20 protein-coding genes are annotated in these 18850 nt (G+C 39.7%); 6 read left to right on the top strand and 14 right to left on the bottom strand.

Annotated features, from left to right (window positions below; translation table 11 throughout):
• Together B155_RS0108615 and B155_RS0108610 are read right to left on the bottom strand one after the other, a co-directional pair.
• Complete coding sequence (locus tag B155_RS0108615; protein ID WP_018127864.1) at window positions 1-852, bottom strand: esterase/lipase family protein; 852 nt, start codon at window positions 850-852, stop codon at window positions 1-3.
• Between the two features lies 1 nt (window position 853).
• Entirely contained in the window at window positions 854-1276 is a 423-nt protein-coding gene (locus B155_RS0108610; RefSeq protein ID WP_026167277.1) for a hypothetical protein, read from the bottom strand.
• A gap of 187 nt (window positions 1277-1463) precedes the next feature.
• Here B155_RS0108610 and B155_RS0108605 point away from each other — a divergent pair, with 187 nt between their 5' ends.
• Window positions 1464-3587, top strand: a complete 2124-nt coding sequence (locus B155_RS0108605; protein WP_018127862.1) for a PAS domain S-box protein — start codon at window positions 1464-1466, stop codon at window positions 3585-3587.
• Window positions 3588-3589: 2 nt separating this feature from the next.
• Here the strand turns inward: B155_RS0108605 and coaBC are convergent, their stop codons facing one another.
• From coaBC to B155_RS0108565, 8 genes are all read right to left on the bottom strand, one after another.
• A complete protein-coding gene (gene coaBC / locus B155_RS0108600) occupies window positions 3590-4780 on the bottom strand; it encodes a bifunctional phosphopantothenoylcysteine decarboxylase/phosphopantothenate--cysteine ligase CoaBC (RefSeq protein ID WP_018127861.1) in 1191 nt (396 codons plus the stop codon).
• A 2-nt stretch (window positions 4781-4782) separates the two neighbouring features.
• A complete protein-coding gene (gene rpoZ / locus B155_RS0108595) occupies window positions 4783-5073 on the bottom strand; it encodes a DNA-directed RNA polymerase subunit omega (RefSeq protein ID WP_018127860.1) in 291 nt (96 codons plus the stop codon).
• A gap of 5 nt (window positions 5074-5078) precedes the next feature.
• The gene (gene gmk / locus B155_RS0108590) at window positions 5079-5651 is read right to left on the bottom strand and encodes a guanylate kinase (protein WP_018127859.1); all 573 of its coding nucleotides are present in this window, start codon (window positions 5649-5651) and stop codon (window positions 5079-5081) included.
• 14 nt (window positions 5652-5665) lie between these two features.
• Complete coding sequence (locus tag B155_RS0108585) at window positions 5666-6547, bottom strand: YicC/YloC family endoribonuclease (RefSeq protein WP_018127858.1); 882 nt, start codon at window positions 6545-6547, stop codon at window positions 5666-5668.
• A 116-nt stretch (window positions 6548-6663) separates the two neighbouring features.
• Complete coding sequence (locus B155_RS0108580) at window positions 6664-7107, bottom strand: DinB family protein (RefSeq protein WP_026167276.1); 444 nt, start codon at window positions 7105-7107, stop codon at window positions 6664-6666.
• Window positions 7104-7556 carry a peptide-methionine (R)-S-oxide reductase MsrB gene (msrB, locus tag B155_RS0108575; RefSeq protein WP_018127856.1) on the bottom strand — a complete coding sequence of 151 codons (453 nt, stop codon included), beginning with the start codon at window positions 7554-7556 and terminating at the stop codon, window positions 7104-7106. The genes B155_RS0108580 and msrB overlap by 4 nt, the downstream gene beginning before the upstream one ends.
• A 106-nt stretch (window positions 7557-7662) precedes the next feature.
• Complete coding sequence (glmM, locus tag B155_RS0108570) at window positions 7663-9015, bottom strand: phosphoglucosamine mutase (RefSeq protein WP_018127855.1); 1353 nt, start codon at window positions 9013-9015, stop codon at window positions 7663-7665.
• A 56-nt stretch (window positions 9016-9071) separates the two neighbouring features.
• Complete coding sequence (locus tag B155_RS0108565; protein ID WP_018127854.1) at window positions 9072-9623, bottom strand: cob(I)yrinic acid a,c-diamide adenosyltransferase; 552 nt, start codon at window positions 9621-9623, stop codon at window positions 9072-9074.
• Window positions 9624-9756: 133 nt separating this feature from the next.
• Between B155_RS0108565 and B155_RS0108560 the strand changes: the two genes are divergently transcribed.
• A complete protein-coding gene (locus B155_RS0108560; RefSeq protein ID WP_018127853.1) occupies window positions 9757-10521 on the top strand; it encodes a LolA-like protein in 765 nt (254 codons plus the stop codon).
• Here the strand turns inward: B155_RS0108560 and B155_RS0108555 are convergent.
• The 3 genes from B155_RS0108555 to B155_RS13615 form a co-directional block, all read right to left on the bottom strand.
• The gene (locus B155_RS0108555) at window positions 10518-11477 is read right to left on the bottom strand and encodes a radical SAM protein (RefSeq protein WP_018127852.1); all 960 of its coding nucleotides are present in this window, start codon (window positions 11475-11477) and stop codon (window positions 10518-10520) included. The genes B155_RS0108560 and B155_RS0108555 overlap by 4 nt on opposite strands.
• Complete coding sequence (locus tag B155_RS0108550) at window positions 11468-12523, bottom strand: methyltransferase domain-containing protein (RefSeq protein ID WP_026167274.1); 1056 nt, start codon at window positions 12521-12523, stop codon at window positions 11468-11470. The genes B155_RS0108555 and B155_RS0108550 overlap by 10 nt, the downstream gene beginning before the upstream one ends.
• A gap of 108 nt (window positions 12524-12631) precedes the next feature.
• Entirely contained in the window at window positions 12632-13225 is a 594-nt protein-coding gene (locus B155_RS13615; RefSeq protein ID WP_276130832.1) for an IMPACT family protein, read from the bottom strand.
• A 230-nt stretch (window positions 13226-13455) separates the two neighbouring features.
• Here B155_RS13615 and B155_RS0108540 point away from each other — a divergent pair, with 230 nt between their 5' ends.
• The 4 genes from B155_RS0108540 (at window position 13456) to B155_RS0108525 (ending at window position 17591) form a co-directional block, all read left to right on the top strand.
• Complete coding sequence (locus tag B155_RS0108540; RefSeq protein WP_018127849.1) at window positions 13456-14157, top strand: succinate dehydrogenase cytochrome b subunit; 702 nt, start codon at window positions 13456-13458, stop codon at window positions 14155-14157.
• Window positions 14158-14169: 12 nt separating this feature from the next.
• Window positions 14170-16092 (top strand): fumarate reductase/succinate dehydrogenase flavoprotein subunit, encoded by a 1923-nt coding sequence (locus tag B155_RS0108535; RefSeq protein ID WP_018127848.1) that lies wholly within the window; start codon window positions 14170-14172, stop codon window positions 16090-16092.
• A 10-nt stretch (window positions 16093-16102) separates the two neighbouring features.
• Window positions 16103-16855 (top strand): succinate dehydrogenase/fumarate reductase iron-sulfur subunit, encoded by a 753-nt coding sequence (locus B155_RS0108530; RefSeq protein ID WP_018127847.1) that lies wholly within the window; start codon window positions 16103-16105, stop codon window positions 16853-16855.
• Window positions 16856-17048: 193 nt separating this feature from the next.
• On the top strand, window positions 17049-17591 hold the full coding sequence (locus B155_RS0108525; protein ID WP_169331286.1) for a hypothetical protein: 543 nt from the start codon (window positions 17049-17051) through the stop codon (window positions 17589-17591).
• A 7-nt stretch (window positions 17592-17598) separates the two neighbouring features.
• Here B155_RS0108525 and B155_RS0108520 read toward each other — a convergent pair whose 3' ends face one another.
• Complete coding sequence (locus B155_RS0108520; RefSeq protein WP_018127845.1) at window positions 17599-18849, bottom strand: aminotransferase class V-fold PLP-dependent enzyme; 1251 nt, start codon at window positions 18847-18849, stop codon at window positions 17599-17601.
• Window position 18850 lies beyond the last annotated feature (1 nt).

The following is an 18850-nucleotide window of genomic DNA, read 5'->3' as shown; positions in this document are numbered from 1 at the left end:
CTAGAACCCTTGCTCTTTTAGCATCCGTAGAATTCCTGTCCAAAACTGGTTGTAAACCGGTTTATTCTCTTTACTTACCTGAACATTAATTTGGTTCATATGCGAAAGTTCAAGCGTTCCCATATGCTCACCCCATTTTGCACTTTCTACCGATACAAATGAGTCGTTGACCCCTTCTTTAGAATAGATTTGAGCATTTTGAAAGAGAAACACAGGGTTTAATGATTTCTCAGTGCCTTTCCCCACAGCAGCACTATACGAATAGTATGGAATATCAGGATGATTGGGTGTGTTAGGGTTGAAGGACTTTTGAATGTAGTTCCTACATAGTTGTTCAACCGAACTTAGTACCTGGCTTTTTTCTTGTGGGTATACACTATTGCCAAACCAATCAACCACATCGCTTAATTTCTCTGTGATGATTTCGGGGGTCTTTAGAATCAGATCAGCTAAATATGTGCCGTGATGAGGTGAAGCAACCGTAGTTAAAGAGGTGACTCTATGGGCAATATCGAGATGAGCTAAAGCAAATCGCATATCTAAGCCACCCATACTATGGGCTACTACACTTACTTTTTCTAAGCCGTATTTATCACATACTAAGTTGATTAAGCGAACCCAATTTTTTGCCCTCGTTTCAATGGAAGCATAGGGCACAACATTGGGGGCAAAAGCCCATACTCCATGTTCTCTCATCAACATGCACGGATCATGTAGGGGAGAAGGTTTTACTAACGAACCAATAGCGCCAAATCCATGGCAAAGAAATACAGGATATTTTAGAGGAATAATATCAGGTTGAGTAAACTCTTGAAGCTTCAATCGCTTTAAAATAGCGGGAGTATTCGTCATGCTATTCAGCCCTTTGAGGTTCTGTGGTAATTAAACGGATGGTACTACGTATCGTGTTGCCGTCATACACATAGATATTCATATCCTTTTCCGGGAAAAGGACTTTCGCTGGAGATGCAAGCTTTAAATCTGTTAAAGATTTATGAAGATCGAAATGAAATACGGTCTTCGAAAAAGAAGGGGGTACAGGAACTCTATACACCGTTCGTGTGAAACTACTATCAACCTCAATTTTATAGGTTCTGTAGTTTGAACCTATAACTGGGTCTTCAATTAATTTAGTTTCTATGAGCTCATTTAGATCCATTAACTCAGATGGATCTATCTTTTCGATAGGTTTAGCGAAAACTAGAATCACCATACTTACAACGCATAATAACGCCAGCAGAATAGTGGTTAGCGATTTTTTATTTCTAATTTTCAAGCTTATTTATTTACCCAAGTTAGATTTAACAATCTAAAAACATCCAAGCTAAAAAGTTGGGTCAGATTTTAAATTTGTATTCTTTCTTAAAGAAATTACATTATACCCGATCATTTACAGACATATAGATAAGTAGACACGAAATTTAGTTCATCAAAAGCATTGGGTTAATACCCCAGGGGAATAATTGAAAAATCAGATTTGGGTAAAAGACGGCACTAAAGATGCCTTTTTTATAATTGAAAAACGCTCATTTGTCATTATAGAAGCAAGTGCAGGTGCGTTAAATCTATATGGGCAGCCAGAAACTTATTTTGAAAATAAATCACTTGAAGATTTAAGTTTTGAGTGTGACAAGAGTATTATTTGTGCAGATGGAGACCCTTACGCGAGTAGAATAATTAGAAGGCATAAAGCAGCAAATAATGAAGAGTTTCTTACCTATTTGTCTTTAGATGCGGCATGTGATGAGTCAGATAAAATAAGATGCAGTATTACACCTATCCATGCAACTAACCAAGTTGATCATCACGAGCTTCGTAACAGCGATTTAATATCTCAACATTTATACAAATCTGAGTTAGGTATTATTCATTGGCAACGGAATTTGAAATTATCTGAATGGTCAGATCAAATGGTAGCCATTTCGGGATTAAAGGCTGATGACGTATTAGGCTCTTCGATTTTTGACCTCAACTTTGTGGGTTCTGAAAAGATTAATGAGGTAAAAAAGACTCTATTCTGCTATCTAGAAAAAGAGTATGAAAAATTTCACATCGAAACATTTTTAGCACAAAAAGACTCGGTTCAAAAGAGAGTAAAACTGAACTTTAGTGTGGTTTGGGATGATAATAGGTGTATAGAATCCATCATGTGTTTTGTGGAGGATAAAACCGATGCCTACCAAAAAGATCTTCGCATAAAAGAAAGTGAATTACGCTATAGAACTTTGTTCGACTCTTCCACAGAGGGAGTGCTTATTTATAAAGATGGCCATTTTTTTGATTGTAATGAGCGAGCGACACAGTTATTTGGTTGTTCAAAGGATGAAATAGTCGGTCAATCACCGGTGTTTTTTTCTCCTGAGTTTCAGAAAAATGGAGAAAGATCGGATAAGATGGCTATGAATTATATTCAAAAAGCCATTGAAACAGGTCAACAAACCTTCGAATGGAGCCATTCTAAACTTGATGGTACAGTTATAGATACGGAAGTGAGTTTAGTAGCTATAAATATTGAAGGGCAAACATACATTCAATCTATCATCAAGGATCTAACCAGCCGCAATGATAGAGAAACGCGCATCAGAAAAAGTGAGAAGCTATTTAGGAGTTTATTCGAGAATTCTTCGAATGCCATAGTAATGGTAGACGATACCAATAAGGTGGAGATGATAAACTCTAGTTTTAAGAAGCTGTTTGGTTACGATGAAACCGAAATCATTGGCGAAGATATTGATGCAGTTATAGTGCCAGATGATGAATATGAAGAAGCACCTAAAATGCCAGCTTTAGGAATGAGCCAAATTAAGCTCACAAAGGAAGTAGTTAGGTTGAATAAATTCGGTGAACGTAAACATCTGATACTGTCAGCTATTCCAGTGTATCTAAATGAAAAGCCATTTAAAGGGTATGGAATTTATATTGATATCACAGATCTAAAAGAGAAAGAGCGTACACTAAAACAATCGCTCTATGAAAAGCAGCTGTTGTTGGGTGAAATTCACCATCGTGTAAAAAACAATTTAGCCCTGGTTACTAGCTTGATTCAGTTGCAATCATATGAAGTGAAGGATGCACAGTTAATCGAAATTTTATCGAACTGTGAAGGTAGAATTCGGTCGATTGCCACCGTACATGAGTTGTTATATAAAAGTGAAAGTTTTTCGCATATACCCTCGGTTGAGTGCATCCATAAAATTGTGAAACAGATTCAGCAAATGGATGATAAAGCGGATATCACAACAGATGTTGAAGAACTTCAGATCAACATTAATCAAGCTATTACCTTAGGCTTGTTACTGAATGAAATACTTGTGGATGCAATCAACAGAAGGTCACAGATTTATCCGCAAATCCATTTAGTATTGAAAAGAGATGGAGATCAAATAATGATTTCTATTAAATATGGTGAATGTGCACCGGTAAATGAGCTTCGAACAGAAGAGAGTAAAAAGTTCAATTCCACACTGATAAATACACTACTTCAGCAGTTAGAAGCCGAACAACAACCACAACTGGATGGATATGGTGGGCAGATTATCCGTTTTAGAATGTCGGATGAAAAAGGGTCAGCAAGTTATAGCTTATAACGCTATTTCTTGAAAATATGACCTAACACAGCAGTTGCAACTTCTAGTTTTGAACCTTTGAGTTGAAGGCTATCAGAAGGGCTGATTAAGTGAACTACATTGGTGTCAACTTCAAAGCCTGCACCAGCTTCAGAGAGGGAATTAGCTACGATCCAATCAATATTCTTTTTCTTGAGCTTGCTGGTAGCATTATCAATCAAATTCTCAGTTTCCATCGCAAACCCAATCAGAGTCTGTCCTTCGAGCTTTCGCTCTCCTAGCCAAGCTAGTATATCTTGTGTGCGCTTTAAATCGATGGACGAAGAGCCTTGATCCTTTTTAACTTTATGCTGATGCGTTGTAGAAGGAGTGAAGTCTGAAACGGCGGCCGCCATGATGATAACATCCGCGTCTTGGTGATTCTGAATAGCTTTAAATAAATCTTCCGCACTTATAATGCTTTCTGTAGTAACACCTTCTGGATGAGGAACGTGAATAGGTCCATGAATAAGGTGTGTAGCCGCTCCTAAGCGTAATGCGGCCTCTGCCATGGCAATACCCATCTTGCCGCTGCTAGGGTTGGATATGAATCGTACAGGGTCGATGTATTCCCTAGTAGGACCTGCAGTTACAACCACTTTTTTGCCTGCAAGTGGACCTTCAATCGAACCAATGATTTCATCGGCTTTTTCTAGAATTACATCAAATTCGGGTAATCGACCTTTTCCTTCTAATCCACTTGCTAAAAAACCAGCTTCAGGTTCTAACACATGGTAACCGAACTCTTGCACGGTTTTAAGGTTATCCGTTACCGATGGGGATTCATACATCTCACCATCCATAGTTGGACAAATCAATAAAGGGCAACGAGCAGCAAGCACGGTGCTTGTTAGCATGTTATCGGCTGTGCCATGTGCAATTTTTGATAGGGTATTTGCGGTACAAGGTGCAATAACAAACAGGTCAGCCCATTCGCCCCAATAAATATGACGTGTCCAGTCGGTGGAATCTGAATCTTCTGGGAAGATGTCGATGGCAACTTCATGGCCAGATAAGGAAGCAAAAGTATCTAAACCAACAAAGCGAGTGGCAGAAGGAGTCATTGTGACTCTAACTTCAGCACCCGCTTTTTGAAATTCTCTTAGTAAAAAAACAGCCTTATAGGCTGCGATACCGCCGGTAACACCTAAGATGATGCGTTTACCGGAGAGCATAATTAGTCCTCTTCTGGACGGCGGAAATAAGTTTTTCCATCTTCCATTTCATTAATGGCACGCTGAACAGCATGAGGAAGTTTTTCAAAAGATTTTGAAATCTGCTCTTGTTCTTCATTGAATGAAAACTCATCGTCATCTTCGAAACCTTCGAAGTATTGAAGTTTTTCATCCAACTCTAATTTTTCTTGAGCTGCGATTTGACGTGCTCTTTTTGCCATGATAACTAGCAACTCATATTTGTTGCCGGTAGTCTTTTTAAGCTCTTCGATGTCAATAGTTCTTATTGGCATATTCTCTAATTTGAGTTCATGAATTCTTCAACAGCGCGCTTAACTTGAGCGTAGGCTGCCTCTAAATCATCATTAATAATGACCCGATCGAACCGATCGGAGTAAGTAAGTTCTTCTTTAGCTCGTTCTAAACGTAGGGCTAAAGATTCGTTGTTTTCAGTGCCTCTGGCTATTAAACGCTGTTTTAGCACTTCCATTGAAGGTGGTTTAATAAAGATGCCGAGGCACTCATTACCGTAAAGTTCTTTGATATTCACGGCACCTTTTACTTCAACGTCAAGCAGAACAAAATAGCCTGATTTTAGATTTTTATCAACCTCTGAACGTAAGGTTCCATAACGTGTTCCACCGTAAAATTCTTCCCACTCTAAGAAGTCTTTTTCGGCTATTCGTTCCTCAAATTCTGCAGGCGTTAAAAAGTGATAATGAGTTCCATTTACTTCGCCTGTTCGAGGCTTTCTAGTAGTGGCTGAAACTGAAAATTTAAGCTGCTCGAAGTCTTTAAAAAGTTTATGAGCAATGGTGCTTTTACCGGCTCCACTTGGAGCTACTAATATGATTAGTTTTCCTTTTTTCAAGTACCTGTCTCTTCTTATTCTACGTTTTGAACTTGCTCGCGAATTTGCTCTAATGTTTCCTTCGATCGAACGATGTGATGTGCAATACCAGAATCGTTGGCTTTAGAACCAATGGTGTTGAGTTCACGGTTCATTTCTTGTGTGAGGAAATTCAAGCGACGTCCTGATGGCTCTGGCTGTTCAATGGCTTCAATAAAGAATTTTAAATGTGCTCGCATTCGAACAATTTCTTCAGTGATGTCCATTTTATCAGCAATCACGGCGATTTCCGTTTCTAACCGATCGCGGTCAAAGTTTTCATCATCCAGCAACTGCTGAATACGATCTCTGAGTTTATTCCGTACCTCATCAACTCGGCCATCACTTACCTTTTCAACTTCGTTGAGGTTTAACTCTATGGCTTCAATGCGTTCGAGTAAGTCTTTTTTCAATTGACTTCCTTCTCGAGTGCGCATCGCTATTAAATTCTCAAGCGCTTGTTTTGCAGCTTTTTGAACCACAACCCATTTTTGGGCTAAAATTTCTTCATCATCTTCTTTAGTGATGAAAACATCATTAAAACTCGTGATGTTTCTGATACTTAAATCGCCTTCAATATCGGCTGCGCTTTGAACCTGGCGTAGCAAACGAGCATAGGCTTTTACTTTTACTTCATCTACTTCAATGTGAGGCTCACCCGAATCAACTTCCGACACGTGTACAGAAACATTCAGCTTGCCACGATATATCATGGACTGAATAAGCTCTTTTAAAGTGAGCTCTTTATCTTGAAGTCGTTGAGGTAGACGAATGGAAAGATCCATGTACCTACTATTGAGTGATTTGATCTCTACGGTTGCTGAAATGCCGTTTTCTACGGCTTCACCCCGTCCAAACCCCGTCATTGAAATAATCATAATAGAACCAATATTTTTTTAGCTGTGCAAAGGTACAAAAGTAGAAGGCAGGAATAAACAGTGAGTGCTACTTTAAAAAATTAGGAAATAAAGCAGTTAGCTCGAGGTTTAATAAATTAGTTGTCTAATAACCGACGATGGTAATTTATTTGACCTAAATGGTAGCTCATATGTGCGTACAGGTGCATGAAGAAGTATTCAACGGTCATTTCATGTCCGAAGGGTTCGATAGGATAGTTTTTTGAAAGTTCTTCATCTGTCATGCTATCTAATGTGTCGCATACAGATTTCTTGGCCGCTCTGATGCGCATCAGTAATTCAGACCGATCTGTTTTGCCATTAAACTCAAAATCTCTGTCACGCTCGTATCCATCTTTGCTTATTACGCTTCCAAAAAAATGAGATAGATTGCCTGCAATGTGAAGGGCAAGGTTTCCACCGCTATTATTAATCCCTGATTCTTTGATCCAGAGATTATGTTCGTTGTTATAACTCATGATTTCAGATTCTAAGGTCTCAAAATCACGGGCGAATAATTGACAGAGTGTATCGGGATTCAAACTGTTTCCTCCACTTTTTTTAGACTAACGGCATTAGCACAATATCGCAAACCACTTGGTTGTGGTCCGTCAGGAAAGATGTGTCCAAGATGTGCATTACAGGTATTACAAACTATTTCCACGCGAACCATTCCATGTGTATGGTCTTTAAGATAAGCGACTGCATTTTCTTTTATAGGTTGGGTAAAAGATGGCCAACCAGTTCCACTTTCGAATTTTTCGTTGGCATCAAAGAGTAGTGTGTTGCAGCAAACACAGGCATAAATACCGGGATCGAAACGACTGCACACATCACTCGAAAAAGGACGTTCAGTACCTTTTTGGCGGGTTACAGCAAATTGTTCATCGGTTAATAGTTGCTTCCATTCGGTTTCCGATTTCTCAACCCTTTGATCGGGTTCCGGATTACCATTTCGAGCAAAATTTAAAATATCTATCCACTTCAGCATAAAAGGAAATTTAGACTAATAAAGTATTTTAACCGCAGAAAGCAAAAAGTTCACTAAAATGATTCCTTTAGGGAAAAGAAAAAGCCCTCAAAAGAGGGCTTTAAGTCTAGTTTGCTACAAGCTCTTTTACCTTTTGTGCAAAAGCTTGGGCGGCTTCTGGCGATGTGCCTTCGCTATAAATTCGGATTATAGGTTCTGTGTTTGATTTACGTAAGTGAACCCATCCTTCTTCGAAATCTACTTTAACCCCATCTACAGTATTGGGATTTAATTCTGAATAATGGTTGTTCACCATCGTGAGTACATCATCTGCATTTTTACCCAATTCAGCTAATTGGATCTTACTTTTACTCATATAGTAGTTCGGGAGAGTGGCTCTGTAGTCAGAAGAGGAGCCATCAAACTCAGCCAGTTGTTGAAGTACACATGCAATTCCTACCAAGGCATCTCTACCATGATGTAGTGCCGGTACAATTACGCCACCGCTGCCTTCACCACCTACAACAGCATCGTATTCTTGCATTTTCTTTACCACATTGATTTCGCCAACAGCAGAACGATGACATTTTTGTCCATGCTTTTCTGCGATATCATCGGCGACTCTAGATGATGAAAGGTTAGTGGCGGTACTCCCCGCATTTTTGCTAAGAATGAAGTCGAATACCGAAGCTTGAGTATATTCTTCACCGAATAGTTTTCCGTTATTATCTACAAGTGCTAATCGATCAGCATCTGGATCTGTAACAACACCAATATCAGCTCCTGAAGATTTTACCAGGTCACATATTTCTGTGAGATGTTCTGGAAGTGGCTCTGGATTATGAGGGAAAAGTCCATTGGGCGTGCAATGAATTTTGTGTGTTTGGCTAACACCAAGTTTATCCAACAATAGGGGAACAGCATCCGAACCGGCTCCATTTACAGCATCAACGGCTACAGATAAATTAGCTGCTTTAATAGTGTCTGCGTTAATAAAAGGAAGCTCAAGAATTTTTGAGATGTGATAGTCTAAGAGGTCGTTATCTTCGGTTATAGTGCCTATTTCATCATACTTCTTGTAAGAAAATTCGCCTTTTTCAGCGATTTCTATCATTGCCTTACCTTGTTCGGCATCCATGAACTCACTGGTATTATTCAGTAACTTAAGCGCGTTCCACTCTGCTGGATTATGGCTTGCAGAGATAATGATGCCTCCGTCCGCTTTGTGGCGAAGTACCCCCATTGCAACCGTTGGAGTAGGTACAATACCAGCTTTGATTACATTACAGCCAACACTGGCTAGAGTTGAAGCAACAATATGCTCGCATAGCTCACCAGTTACTCTCGAGTCTCTTCCTAAAACAACCGTACCACCTTTTAACCAAGTGCCATATGCTGCTGTAAAGCGAGCTAAATTTTCTGGGGTTAAGTCTGTGCCAAAAATGCCTCTAATACCTGAGACAGAAATCATTAATGCCATGGGCTTCTATTCTATGGTTTAAATTTTTATTCGAATGGGTTATTCCTGAGTGATACCTATTTACTTTTTTCAGGGAGCCAAGGGGTTTCTTGATTGCCACTCTGTTTGTTTTCATATCGAGCGAGTACAAAGAGAAAATCAGATAATCGATTTAGATATCGTACCACAAATTCAGAGATGGAATCTTCTTTAGCGCAATCAACACTGATACGTTCAGCCCTTCTACAAACCGTTCTGGCAATGTGTAAGGTTGCACCAGCTTGTGAGCCTCCCGGTAAGATAAAACTCTTTAATGGAGGTAATTCTGTCTCCATTTGGTCGATGGCTTTTTCTAGAAAAATTATTTCTTCATCCCCAATTCGGTCAATTCTCACTTCACGTGAAGGAGGGGTGGCTAAATCGGCACCTAGTACAAACAATTGAATCTGAACCTTTTCAAGTAACTCTCTAGTGGTGGTGTGAACTTCGTAGCTTAACGTTAATCCAAGTACGGAATTGAGTTCATCTACCGTGCCATAAGCAGCGATTCGGTCAGAGCTTTTGGAAACACGCTGACCTCCAAATAGTGAGGTTTCTCCAGAATCGCCTTTTTTAGTATAAATCTTCATAGTTGAGTTTTGCTGAAAAAATAGTCTTTTAAAAACAAAGATACTGATTACTAATCCATCAATTTAGTAGTTCAAATTACAAAAGAAGCATAGTATCTTAGTGGAGCTTTAACTTAAGGACGGTAATCGGTACATGAAAAGAACAATCATTATTTTAATATTATCCTTGGTCGGGATAACATCAGCACAAGCATTTCAAGATAAGAATGTAGAAACGGGGAAGGATGTTCTGAAATTGATGCAAAATCAATACAAAGATACTTGGTACAAACACCTAACATTTACCCAAGAGACCATTTTCTATGGAGCAGGAGAGCGTATTGAAAGAACGCAAACTTGGTATGAAGCTATGAGTTTGCCGGGTAAGTTAGCCATCAAGTTTGATGACAAAGCAAGTGGCAATGGTATATTATTTAATGACGGGGTGCAGCATGGCTACGCCAATGGCATGAAGATTCAGGAGATGAATCGTGTACACGATATGCTAGTGCTGGGTTTTGATGTTTACCATCAGTCGGTTGATAAGACTGCTGAGCAATTAGAAACCTACGGTTATGATTTATCTAAGACGTATGTTGATGAGTGGCAAGGTCGAAGTGTGTATGTAGTAGGTGTAGATAAACCCGACTCTACCAAAGCACAATTTTGGATTGATCAAGAACGCTTAGTGTATGTGCGAAGTTTGACCATTGGTCGGCAAAATACGATCCAAGAAGTACGATTTAATAAGTATCAGAAAATTGGAGAAGCTTGGATTGCTCCTGAAGTAGTAATCTTGATCAATGGAATGAAAGGACTCGAAGAGCGGTATACCGAAATTGATACACCCGACACTTTGAACCCTCTCATATTTGATCCAGCTTCATTTGTTGAAGCTGATTGGGATCCCGCCGATTAAGCGGAGCAGCTTGCACCACCTAACACACAAAACTGTGCACAATATGGGTGGTTTAGATATACTTTTTGGAATGAATCTTTAAGGCTATTCCCTAATTCGAATTGCTCATCATAAGCAATGAGCGTACATGGCAATACCACTGGTTCATCAGTACCCTTGCGCTTCACTACCATGCGTTCAGTAGCGCACATTTGTTGTTGAGGAGTTACATTTAAAATATCCCAACAAGCCGTTGTGATTTCGGGCACGTCTTGAGTAGTGGTCATTTCAGGGAAGATCACGATGTTTTCGCCATCAGCAACTCGTATTCCCACCTCGTATTCATCCAGTATGCTCTGGTAGCCTTGAAGTGCTGTTTGAATAGATTCGTTGGCTAACGAACGACCAGCAACACCTAAAGCAATGCCCATTTTGTGTAGCTTTGCCATAGTTGATAGGGTTCGGTCGAATGTTTTCGGACCACGTTCACTTTCGTGCATCTCAGCGGTGTAATGATCTAAGGAAATACGAAGCGTAAGTTTGCCAGGGTATTTCTTGTTCAATTCATCTAACTCTTCAAAATGCTTGTCAATAGCGCGATAAGCATTCGAAAGCACAAGAACATCGAAGCCACGAGATAAACAAAGTCTAAGAATCGGGAGCATATCTTTATTCAAGAACGGCTCACCGCCCGTAAAAGAGATTTTTTTTGTGTCTAAAGCTAAATCACGAATCTCATCAAGATACTTTTGTACTTCATCTGTTGTGATGTATAGCAGCTCATCATTAGTAGGAGATGATTCGATATAACAGTTTTGGCATTGTAGGTTACAACGAGTACCAGTGTTAAACCATAGTGTTTCTAATTTGTGTAGTTCAACATAAGCACGGTCTTCACCTTTTCCAGTAACCGTTACTTCTTTGAATTTACCACGTGTGTGAAAATTCTCTTTAATCTCTTGTTCTTTTAACAGCATGCAGCAGTATCGTTTGAGTTTGAATTATCTGTGTTGAAAGGTGCGCTTCCTCCGCATCCTTCAAAAATTCCGTAATGGGTCTCAAAATCACCCCAGAAGTCAAAGTGATCTTTAAATCGAGTATCGTGCAACATCATGTAAGTGTTGCCACAAACGGGTTCGATTTTACCTGTTTCAAATAAATGGTGATCGTCGAGTAAAAACGCATCTTTTTGATGCTCTATCGAGCCTTTATATCTCACCGCTTGCCCATAATCTTCGCAATCGCTTTCGAGCTTAGGAAGCTTCATTAGACGATAAGTAACCGAGTAAAAATTGATGTTGCCTACTTTCTCTTTTAGTTCTTCATCCTCAACCGCTATAGGATTGGATGAAACAGCTCTTGGGTCAAGAAACCCAACTTCTTTTGAGATGTTTAAAAAATCATTCCAGTACAGTGCGCCACTTAAGCATTCACCATATAAAATTGGGTCATCTACTAATTCCTGAGGCACTCTACGATCAGCATATACATCGCTAAAGTATATTTCACCGCCTTCTTTTAATAGGTCATATGCGCCTTGAAGTACAGCCCTTTTATCGGTGGCAAGGTTAATTACACAATTAGAAACAATGAGGTCGAGTGATTGCTCTGGGATTCCAAGTTCACCTAGTTCTTCAATATTCCCCTTTAAAAACTCAACATTTGAAAATCCGAATAGCTTTGCGTGATAATCCTGATGCTTCTTAGCCACTTCTAATTGGGCGTCGGTCATATCAACACCAATAACATGCCCACTTTCGCCTACTAATTTGCTAAGGATGAAACAGTCGCGCCCTGAGCCTGAACCTAAGTCGAGTACTTTAAGGCCTTTTAAATGAGTTGGAATAGTTAGCCCGCACCCATAATACTTAATCATAGTTTCATCGTGAAGCTGACTAAGAATGTCTTTTATATGTCGGGGGTACTCGATGTCTGTGCAACAGGCCGACGTGCGAAGGTCATCGGAGGATTTTAGTGTAGTTCCGTAATAGTCGGAGACTTGGTCGTGAATATCCGTTTTCATACACCTCGGAAAAAAAGTTATAATTTGAATGCGTTCTGTTTTAATAACCTTTACGAAGTGGTGACTAAAGCAGATGGGTTAATTAATAAAATTATTCTCTAAATAATTCTATAAATCTGCATTTATATATGTTTTTCTTCCTGTCTCAAATGCAATATTAAGGTGGGCATAGGTTTGGAGCTCTTTGAGAAATTGAGGTGCTTTTGCCAATTCACAAGCAAAAGTCTTAGTTACGTCATCGGTATATGTAGCTTCTTGTTCATGTAAGCCATAATTAAGTACCAATTTATTTATCAGGTTTTCTTGATTGTAAGGGTAGGTTACTTCAAAAAATTGTACCAACTTAATGGTTTGAAGAATAGCGCTTTCAATCACTTCTTGAGTAGAATTGCCATAGGCTTCGATGAGTCCTGCTTTGCCTAATTTTGTGCCACCGAAATAACGAACTACTATGGCTCCAACATCAACAAGATTGGCTGACTTCAATTGATTCAGCATAGGTAAACCAGCTGTGCCACCGGGTTCACCGTCATCACTGCTAAATTCGATGGGCTGCTCGGGATTGATGCGATACGCATTGCAGTGATGGGTAGCATCCCAGTATTCCGTTCTTAACTCTTGAAGTTTATTTTGGAATGCTTCTTCATTGCGAGCAGGGAATAAAATAGCAAGGAATTTTGAGCCTCGATCTTTGTAAACGATTTGGTGAGAGGTAGCTACTGTCTTCAGAATAATCCGTTTTTTTAATTTATTGGAAGTTAAAAGAAATAAACTCTGATTTCACTGTGGTATTTAGAGTGATTCTGTCTTGCCATTGAAATAGGAAAGAACGATTTTCGGGGCGAAATTTGGCAGATCAAAGTTTCAATAAATAATGAAACTCCGCAAGCATTGTGCTTGTTATAAACGCAAATAAACTTAACTACACATTTATGCCTTCACTTCTTAAAGCGATTAATTCGCAGGTAGGACGAAAGATCATGACCGGCATTACAGGAATAGGCTTAATGCTATTCTTAGTAGGTCATATAGTTGGGAACTTATCTATTTTTGGTTCACCTGATGCTTTCAATATTTACACTAAAACACTTGAAGACTTAGGGCCGCTGCTATATGTAATTGAAGCAGGTCTAGCATTCTTCTTTTTATATCACACAATTTTAGGTATTTCAATTTGGTTGAACCGTCGCAAGGCGCGTCCAGAGGGGTATAAGAAATATCAAACTAAAGGCGGAGCTAGCCACCAATCGCTTGCTTCACGAAGCATGATTTATACGGGTATCATCACTTTAGTTTTCCTTGTTTTCCATATATGGACGTTCAAGTTTGGTGACACTGAGATGGTTCAGTTATCAACGGGTGAGATGGGAAGAGATCTCCGTGCACTTGTTATTGAGAAATTTACAGAGCCACTTTATGCATTCGGTTACACCTTTGTATTAAGCTTACTTATCCTACACCTTTCTCATGGATTTTGGAGTGCATTTACTTCATTAACGATGAAAAATGGCAAAGGCTCAAAGAAAGTTCAGTTAGCGGCTTACGGTTTTGCAATCGTAATTATGCTAGCATTTATTTTTATCCCGCTGTACATCTACTTTACAGGCGGCGAAGGTTCATTAATATCATACTAAAGGAATTTGAAGATGAAATTAGACGCAAAAGTACCTGAAGGCCCGTTAGAAGAAAAATGGAAGCAGCATAAGAAAAACATGAAGCTTGTTGCTCCTAATAACAAGCGGAAATATGAAGTAATTGTTGTAGGAACCGGATTAGCAGGTGGTGCAGCCGCAGCTACTATGGCTGAACTAGGCTACAATGTAAAGAGTTTTTGTATTCAAGATTCTGCTCGTAGAGCGCACAGTATTGCAGCTCAGGGTGGTATCAACGCCGCTAAAAATTACCCAAATGATGGCGATAGCATCTATCGTTTATTTTATGATACAATCAAGGGTGGCGATTATAGATCACGTGAAGCCAATGTTTATCGTTTGGCTGAAGTGGCAAACAATATTATTGACCAAGCAGTAGCACAAGGGGTTCCTTTTGCTCGTGAGTATGGTGGATTACTCGCAAACCGTTCGTTTGGTGGAGCTCAAGTATCACGTACGTTTTATGCACGTGGTCAAACAGGTCAGCAGTTATTGTTAGGTGCATACCAAGCAATGATGCGCCAAGTTAATACAGGCAAGATTGATTACCATCCACGCCACGAGATGCTTGATGTAGTTATCATTGATGGCCAAGCACGTGGTATCATCACAAGAGATTTAGTAAGTGGTGAGTTGAAGCGTTGGGAAGCTGATGCAGTTGTACTTGCAACTGGTGGTTACGGCAACGTGTTCTATCTTTCAACCAACGCTAAGAACTCGAACGTAACAGCGGCTTGGAGAGCGCACAAGCGTGGTGCTCTTTTCGCAAACCCTTGTTATGTGCAGGTTCACCCAACTTGTATCCCAGTATCGGGCGACTACCAGTCGAAGCTTACTCTAATGAGTGAAAGTTTGAGAAATGATGGTAGAGTTTGGGTGCCAAAGAAGAAAGGAGACAAACGTCATCCTAATGATATTCCAGATGCAGAACGTTTCTACTACCTAGAGGAGAAGTATCCAAGTTTCGGAAACTTAGTGCCTCGTGATGTAGCTTCTCGTAATGCAAAAATTGTATGTGATCAAGGTTTAGGTGTGGGCGAAACAGGCTTAGCTGTTTACCTTGATTTCCGTGATGCTATTAAGCGCGACGGTAGAGATACAATTGAAGCGAAATATGGTAACCTGTTTGATATGTACGAAAATATCGCAGGTGAGAACCCATACGAGCAACCAATGAAGATTTATCCTGCTGTGCATTACACAATGGGTGGGCTTTGGGTTGATTACAACTTAATGACCAATGTACCGGGCTTATTTGCTACTGGAGAAGCGAACTTCTCTGATCACGGTGCAAACCGATTAGGTGCTAGTGCATTGATGCAAGGTTTAAGTGACGGTTACTTTGTATTACCAGCTACCATTGGTAACTACTTAGCCGACCTAGAGCCAGGTAAGCGTTATGGTACCGACCATGAGGCATTCAAAGCTGTAGAGCAAGAAGCTCAAGAAAAGATTGATAAGCTACTGAGCATCAAAGGTAAACGAACCATTATCGATTTCCACCGAACTTTAGGTAAAATTGTTTGGGATAAAATCGGTATTGCTAGAAATAGAGAAGACCTACAAAGTGCTATTAAAGAAATTCAAGCACTTCGTGAAGAGTTCTGGCAAAATGTGTACGTACCAGGCGAAAAGAATAACTACAATAAGTACTTGGAATTTGCAGGTCGTGTAGCTGATTTCTTTGAACTAGCTGAGTTGATGGCAAAAGATGCCCTTGATCGTGAAGAGTCATGTGGTTGTCACCTCCGTGAGGAATTCCAATCGGAAGAAGGTGAAGCAATCAGAAACGATGAAGACTATTCATACGTAGCAGCTTGGGAATACAAAGGCCTAAATGGTGAGCTACAAGAAGAACTACATAAAGAAAATCTTGAATTTGAATACGTTGAACTAAAGCAGCGTAGCTACAAGTAAGGAACATATTATGAGTAAAGACATGAAAATACATTTGAAATACTGGAAACAGGCTGGTCCTGACGTTGAAGGTCATTTCGAAGAGTATACCTTAGACAATGTGAACGAACATATGTCCTTCCTTGAAATGTTGGACGTATTAAATGAAGAACTTCAGCTAGAAGGTAAAGAACCTGTTGAGTTTGATTACGATTGCCGTGAAGGTATTTGTGGATCGTGCAACTTGGTGATCAACGGACAAGCACATGGCCCAAAAGCAAAAGTAGCTTGTTGTCAGCTTCATATGCGTAACTACAAAGACGGTGATCATATTACCATCGAACCTCCAAGAGCAGCAGCATTTCCTGTAATTAAGGATTTAGTTGTGGATCGTGGTGCTTTCGATCGTATCATCGAAGCAGGTGGTTATGTTTCAGTAAAAACTGGTTCAGCTCAAGAAGCAAATGCACTTCCAGTTGAAAAAGAATTATCTGATGAAGCATTCGATTACGCTACGTGTATTGGTTGTGGAGCTTGTGTGGCAGCATGTCCAAACGCTTCAGCTTCCTTGTTTACAGGTGCTAAATTAGCTCACCTCAACAAATTCCCACAAGGTGAAGTTGAGCGTAGCAATAGAGCTGTTGCAATGGTAGAACAAATGCAAGAAGAAGGCTTCGGCGATTGTTCAAACTTTGCTGAATGTGAAGCAGTTTGTCCGAAAGGTATTTCTATCTCAGCGATTGCTGAAATGAGAAGAGATTATATGAAGGCTGTTATCAGCTAAGAAATTAGCCTTTATACATTCGTTATTAAGCCATACATGTCTCATGTATGGCTTTTTTTTTATATCTCTTACAAGTATTAGAAGATTCTGTAACAGTGTAAATAGTTAACTCTCTATATTACTAAGGCAATGATTTAAGCACTCTATAGATATTTACTGAGACATTATTATGTTTTTTGAAACCCACTCCCTCATGGGCCATCTTAAAATGATACTGTTTGTTGGGTTAATTACTTGCACAACGGCAATGAATACTCAAGCACAACAGACCATCCCATGCACAAGCGATACAAACTTTAGAACCTTAGACTTTCTAATTGGTAGCTGGACTGTAAAAAGTACCGATGGAAGTAGAGATATCGCCACTTCAACGTTTAAGAAAGAAGCAAAAGGTTGTGCAATCACGGAGCACTGGGAAGGAATAAACGGTTTTCAAGGTTACAGTTTATTCTATTATAGCCCAATGAAAAGTAACTGGTTTCAAGTATGGATTACAGAAGCCCCAAGAGCTAGAGGCGGTTTAAAGGAAAAAGAGATGGACATGTATCCACCCCTAAATAGTGTAGTTTTTAAAACAACATACTATACCAACAATGGCACTCAGGTGTTGGAAAAAACCACCTATACTCGCACATCAAGCGCTACTATTTTGCACCAAATTGAAGTAAGTACTAATGGAGGTTCCGACTGGTCGGTTTCCTTTGATGCCGAATACCATCGTAAAAGAAGCCTCTAAAATTGAACTAGATCAATTTAAAAAGGGTATCTATTTCGCTTTTGGTATTCATCGAATTCGGTGATACTCGAATGGTTGAATGGTTATCAAATGGTCTTAAAACCACTCCATGCTGATTGAAAATTTCATTCGAGAATGTGGATGGTTTTTTATGCTTTAACTCGATTACAAACAAGGAGCCGCTTAACTCCCAGTTATTTGGCGATCGCCATTCAGTATTTGGGTTTTGGTGAGCGAGTGTTTTGGCATAACGGGTGAGTGATTGTAGCTTTTCCGTTTTACCTGATTTGAATGAGTTTTTTTGGAAGTCGAAACAATGGGCTAATGTGACAACTTCAGCTAGGTTTCTAGTGCCATAATCTTCAAAAATACGTGCACTATTTTCCCATCTATTTTGCCCCCAAGTAACCCACATAGGAGCAATTTCACGTTGTGCTTTTTCACTGAAGTAAGCGAAACTGACTCCTTTTGGTGATTGAATCCATTTGTGTGTACTTGTTGCTAATACATCAACATCTAAATCCGAAACATTGATAGGGATCATACCTACCGTTTGAGCTGCATCCACCGCAATGAGCTCAACACCTTTTGATCGGGCTAGTTTAGCGATTTCTTTGAGGGGGTGGCGTAATCCAAAAGTGTTATCAATATGAGGAATTGAAAGTACTTTGGTATTCGAGCTTATCTCACGATCGTAGAGATCCAGAATTTGTTGGATTGAAATCGTTGGTAGTTGATCGGTTGGGAAATCAAACGATCGAACTTTATAACCTCTTGTTTTGCTGTGAACCTGAAATGGAATACTAGCTCCAGCATGATTCAGATTACAAAAGAGGACTTCATCATTTGGACCTAATGGAAAGCCTTGTGCAATCAGATTGAATACTTCAGTAGTATTATGAGTGAAAGCGATGTTTTCAGCCTTGGTATTGATAAAATCTGCCGCTTTTTGTCTACTCAACTCAACAGGCTCAACCCACTCTGGTCCCCACATATGTAGCCATGGGTTGGTTTCACACAATTCAAGATAGTGGCGATGGGCTTGCTGAATAAGAATGGGAATGGTTCCTATAGACCCATGATTTAGATACGTGACACTAGGGGAGAGGGAATAATCTGTGGCCGACTCTAAACCAGTCATCGTTCGCGATTGAAGCTCGTGATTAGCCCACTCAGAAACAGCAGTGATGCTACCGAATGCCGCTGCACCAACGCCCGATGCTAAAGTTTTTATAAATCCACGTCGTGATGTTTTCATA

It is taken from the genome of Balneola vulgaris DSM 17893, assembly GCF_000375465.1.
GTDB classification, from domain to species: Bacteria; Bacteroidota; Rhodothermia; order Balneolales; family Balneolaceae; genus Balneola; species Balneola vulgaris.
This window is presented reverse-complemented; position numbering and strand designations above follow the sequence as displayed.

Bases quoted from the DNA above. Each gene is read 5' to 3' on its own strand.
- B155_RS0108560 (WP_018127853.1), top strand. From the start codon at position 9,757: ATGAAAAGAACAATCATTATTTTAATATTATCCTTGGTCGGGATAACA.
- msrB (WP_018127856.1), bottom strand. From the start codon at position 7,556: ATGCTGAAGTGGATAGATATTTTAAATTTTGCTCGAAATGGTAATCCG.
- coaBC (WP_018127861.1), bottom strand. From the start codon at position 4,780: ATGCTCTCCGGTAAACGCATCATCTTAGGTGTTACCGGCGGTATCGCA.
- rpoZ (WP_018127860.1), bottom strand. From the start codon at position 5,073: ATGCCAATAAGAACTATTGACATCGAAGAGCTTAAAAAGACTACCGGC.
- B155_RS0108535 (WP_018127848.1), top strand. From the start codon at position 14,170: ATGAAATTAGACGCAAAAGTACCTGAAGGCCCGTTAGAAGAAAAATGG.
- B155_RS0108530 (WP_018127847.1), top strand. From the start codon at position 16,103: ATGAGTAAAGACATGAAAATACATTTGAAATACTGGAAACAGGCTGGT.
- B155_RS0108550 (WP_026167274.1), bottom strand. From the start codon at position 12,523: ATGAAAACGGATATTCACGACCAAGTCTCCGACTATTACGGAACTACA.
- B155_RS0108520 (WP_018127845.1), bottom strand. From the start codon at position 18,849: ATGAAAACATCACGACGTGGATTTATAAAAACTTTAGCATCGGGCGTT.
- glmM (WP_018127855.1), bottom strand. From the start codon at position 9,015: ATGGCATTAATGATTTCTGTCTCAGGTATTAGAGGCATTTTTGGCACA.
- B155_RS0108615 (WP_018127864.1), bottom strand. From the start codon at position 852: ATGACGAATACTCCCGCTATTTTAAAGCGATTGAAGCTTCAAGAGTTT.
- B155_RS0108585 (WP_018127858.1), bottom strand. From the start codon at position 6,547: ATGATTATTTCAATGACGGGGTTTGGACGGGGTGAAGCCGTAGAAAAC.
- B155_RS0108565 (WP_018127854.1), bottom strand. From the start codon at position 9,623: ATGAAGATTTATACTAAAAAAGGCGATTCTGGAGAAACCTCACTATTT.
- B155_RS0108540 (WP_018127849.1), top strand. From the start codon at position 13,456: ATGCCTTCACTTCTTAAAGCGATTAATTCGCAGGTAGGACGAAAGATC.
- B155_RS0108525 (WP_169331286.1), top strand. From the start codon at position 17,049: ATGGGCCATCTTAAAATGATACTGTTTGTTGGGTTAATTACTTGCACA.
- B155_RS0108555 (WP_018127852.1), bottom strand. From the start codon at position 11,477: ATGCTGTTAAAAGAACAAGAGATTAAAGAGAATTTTCACACACGTGGT.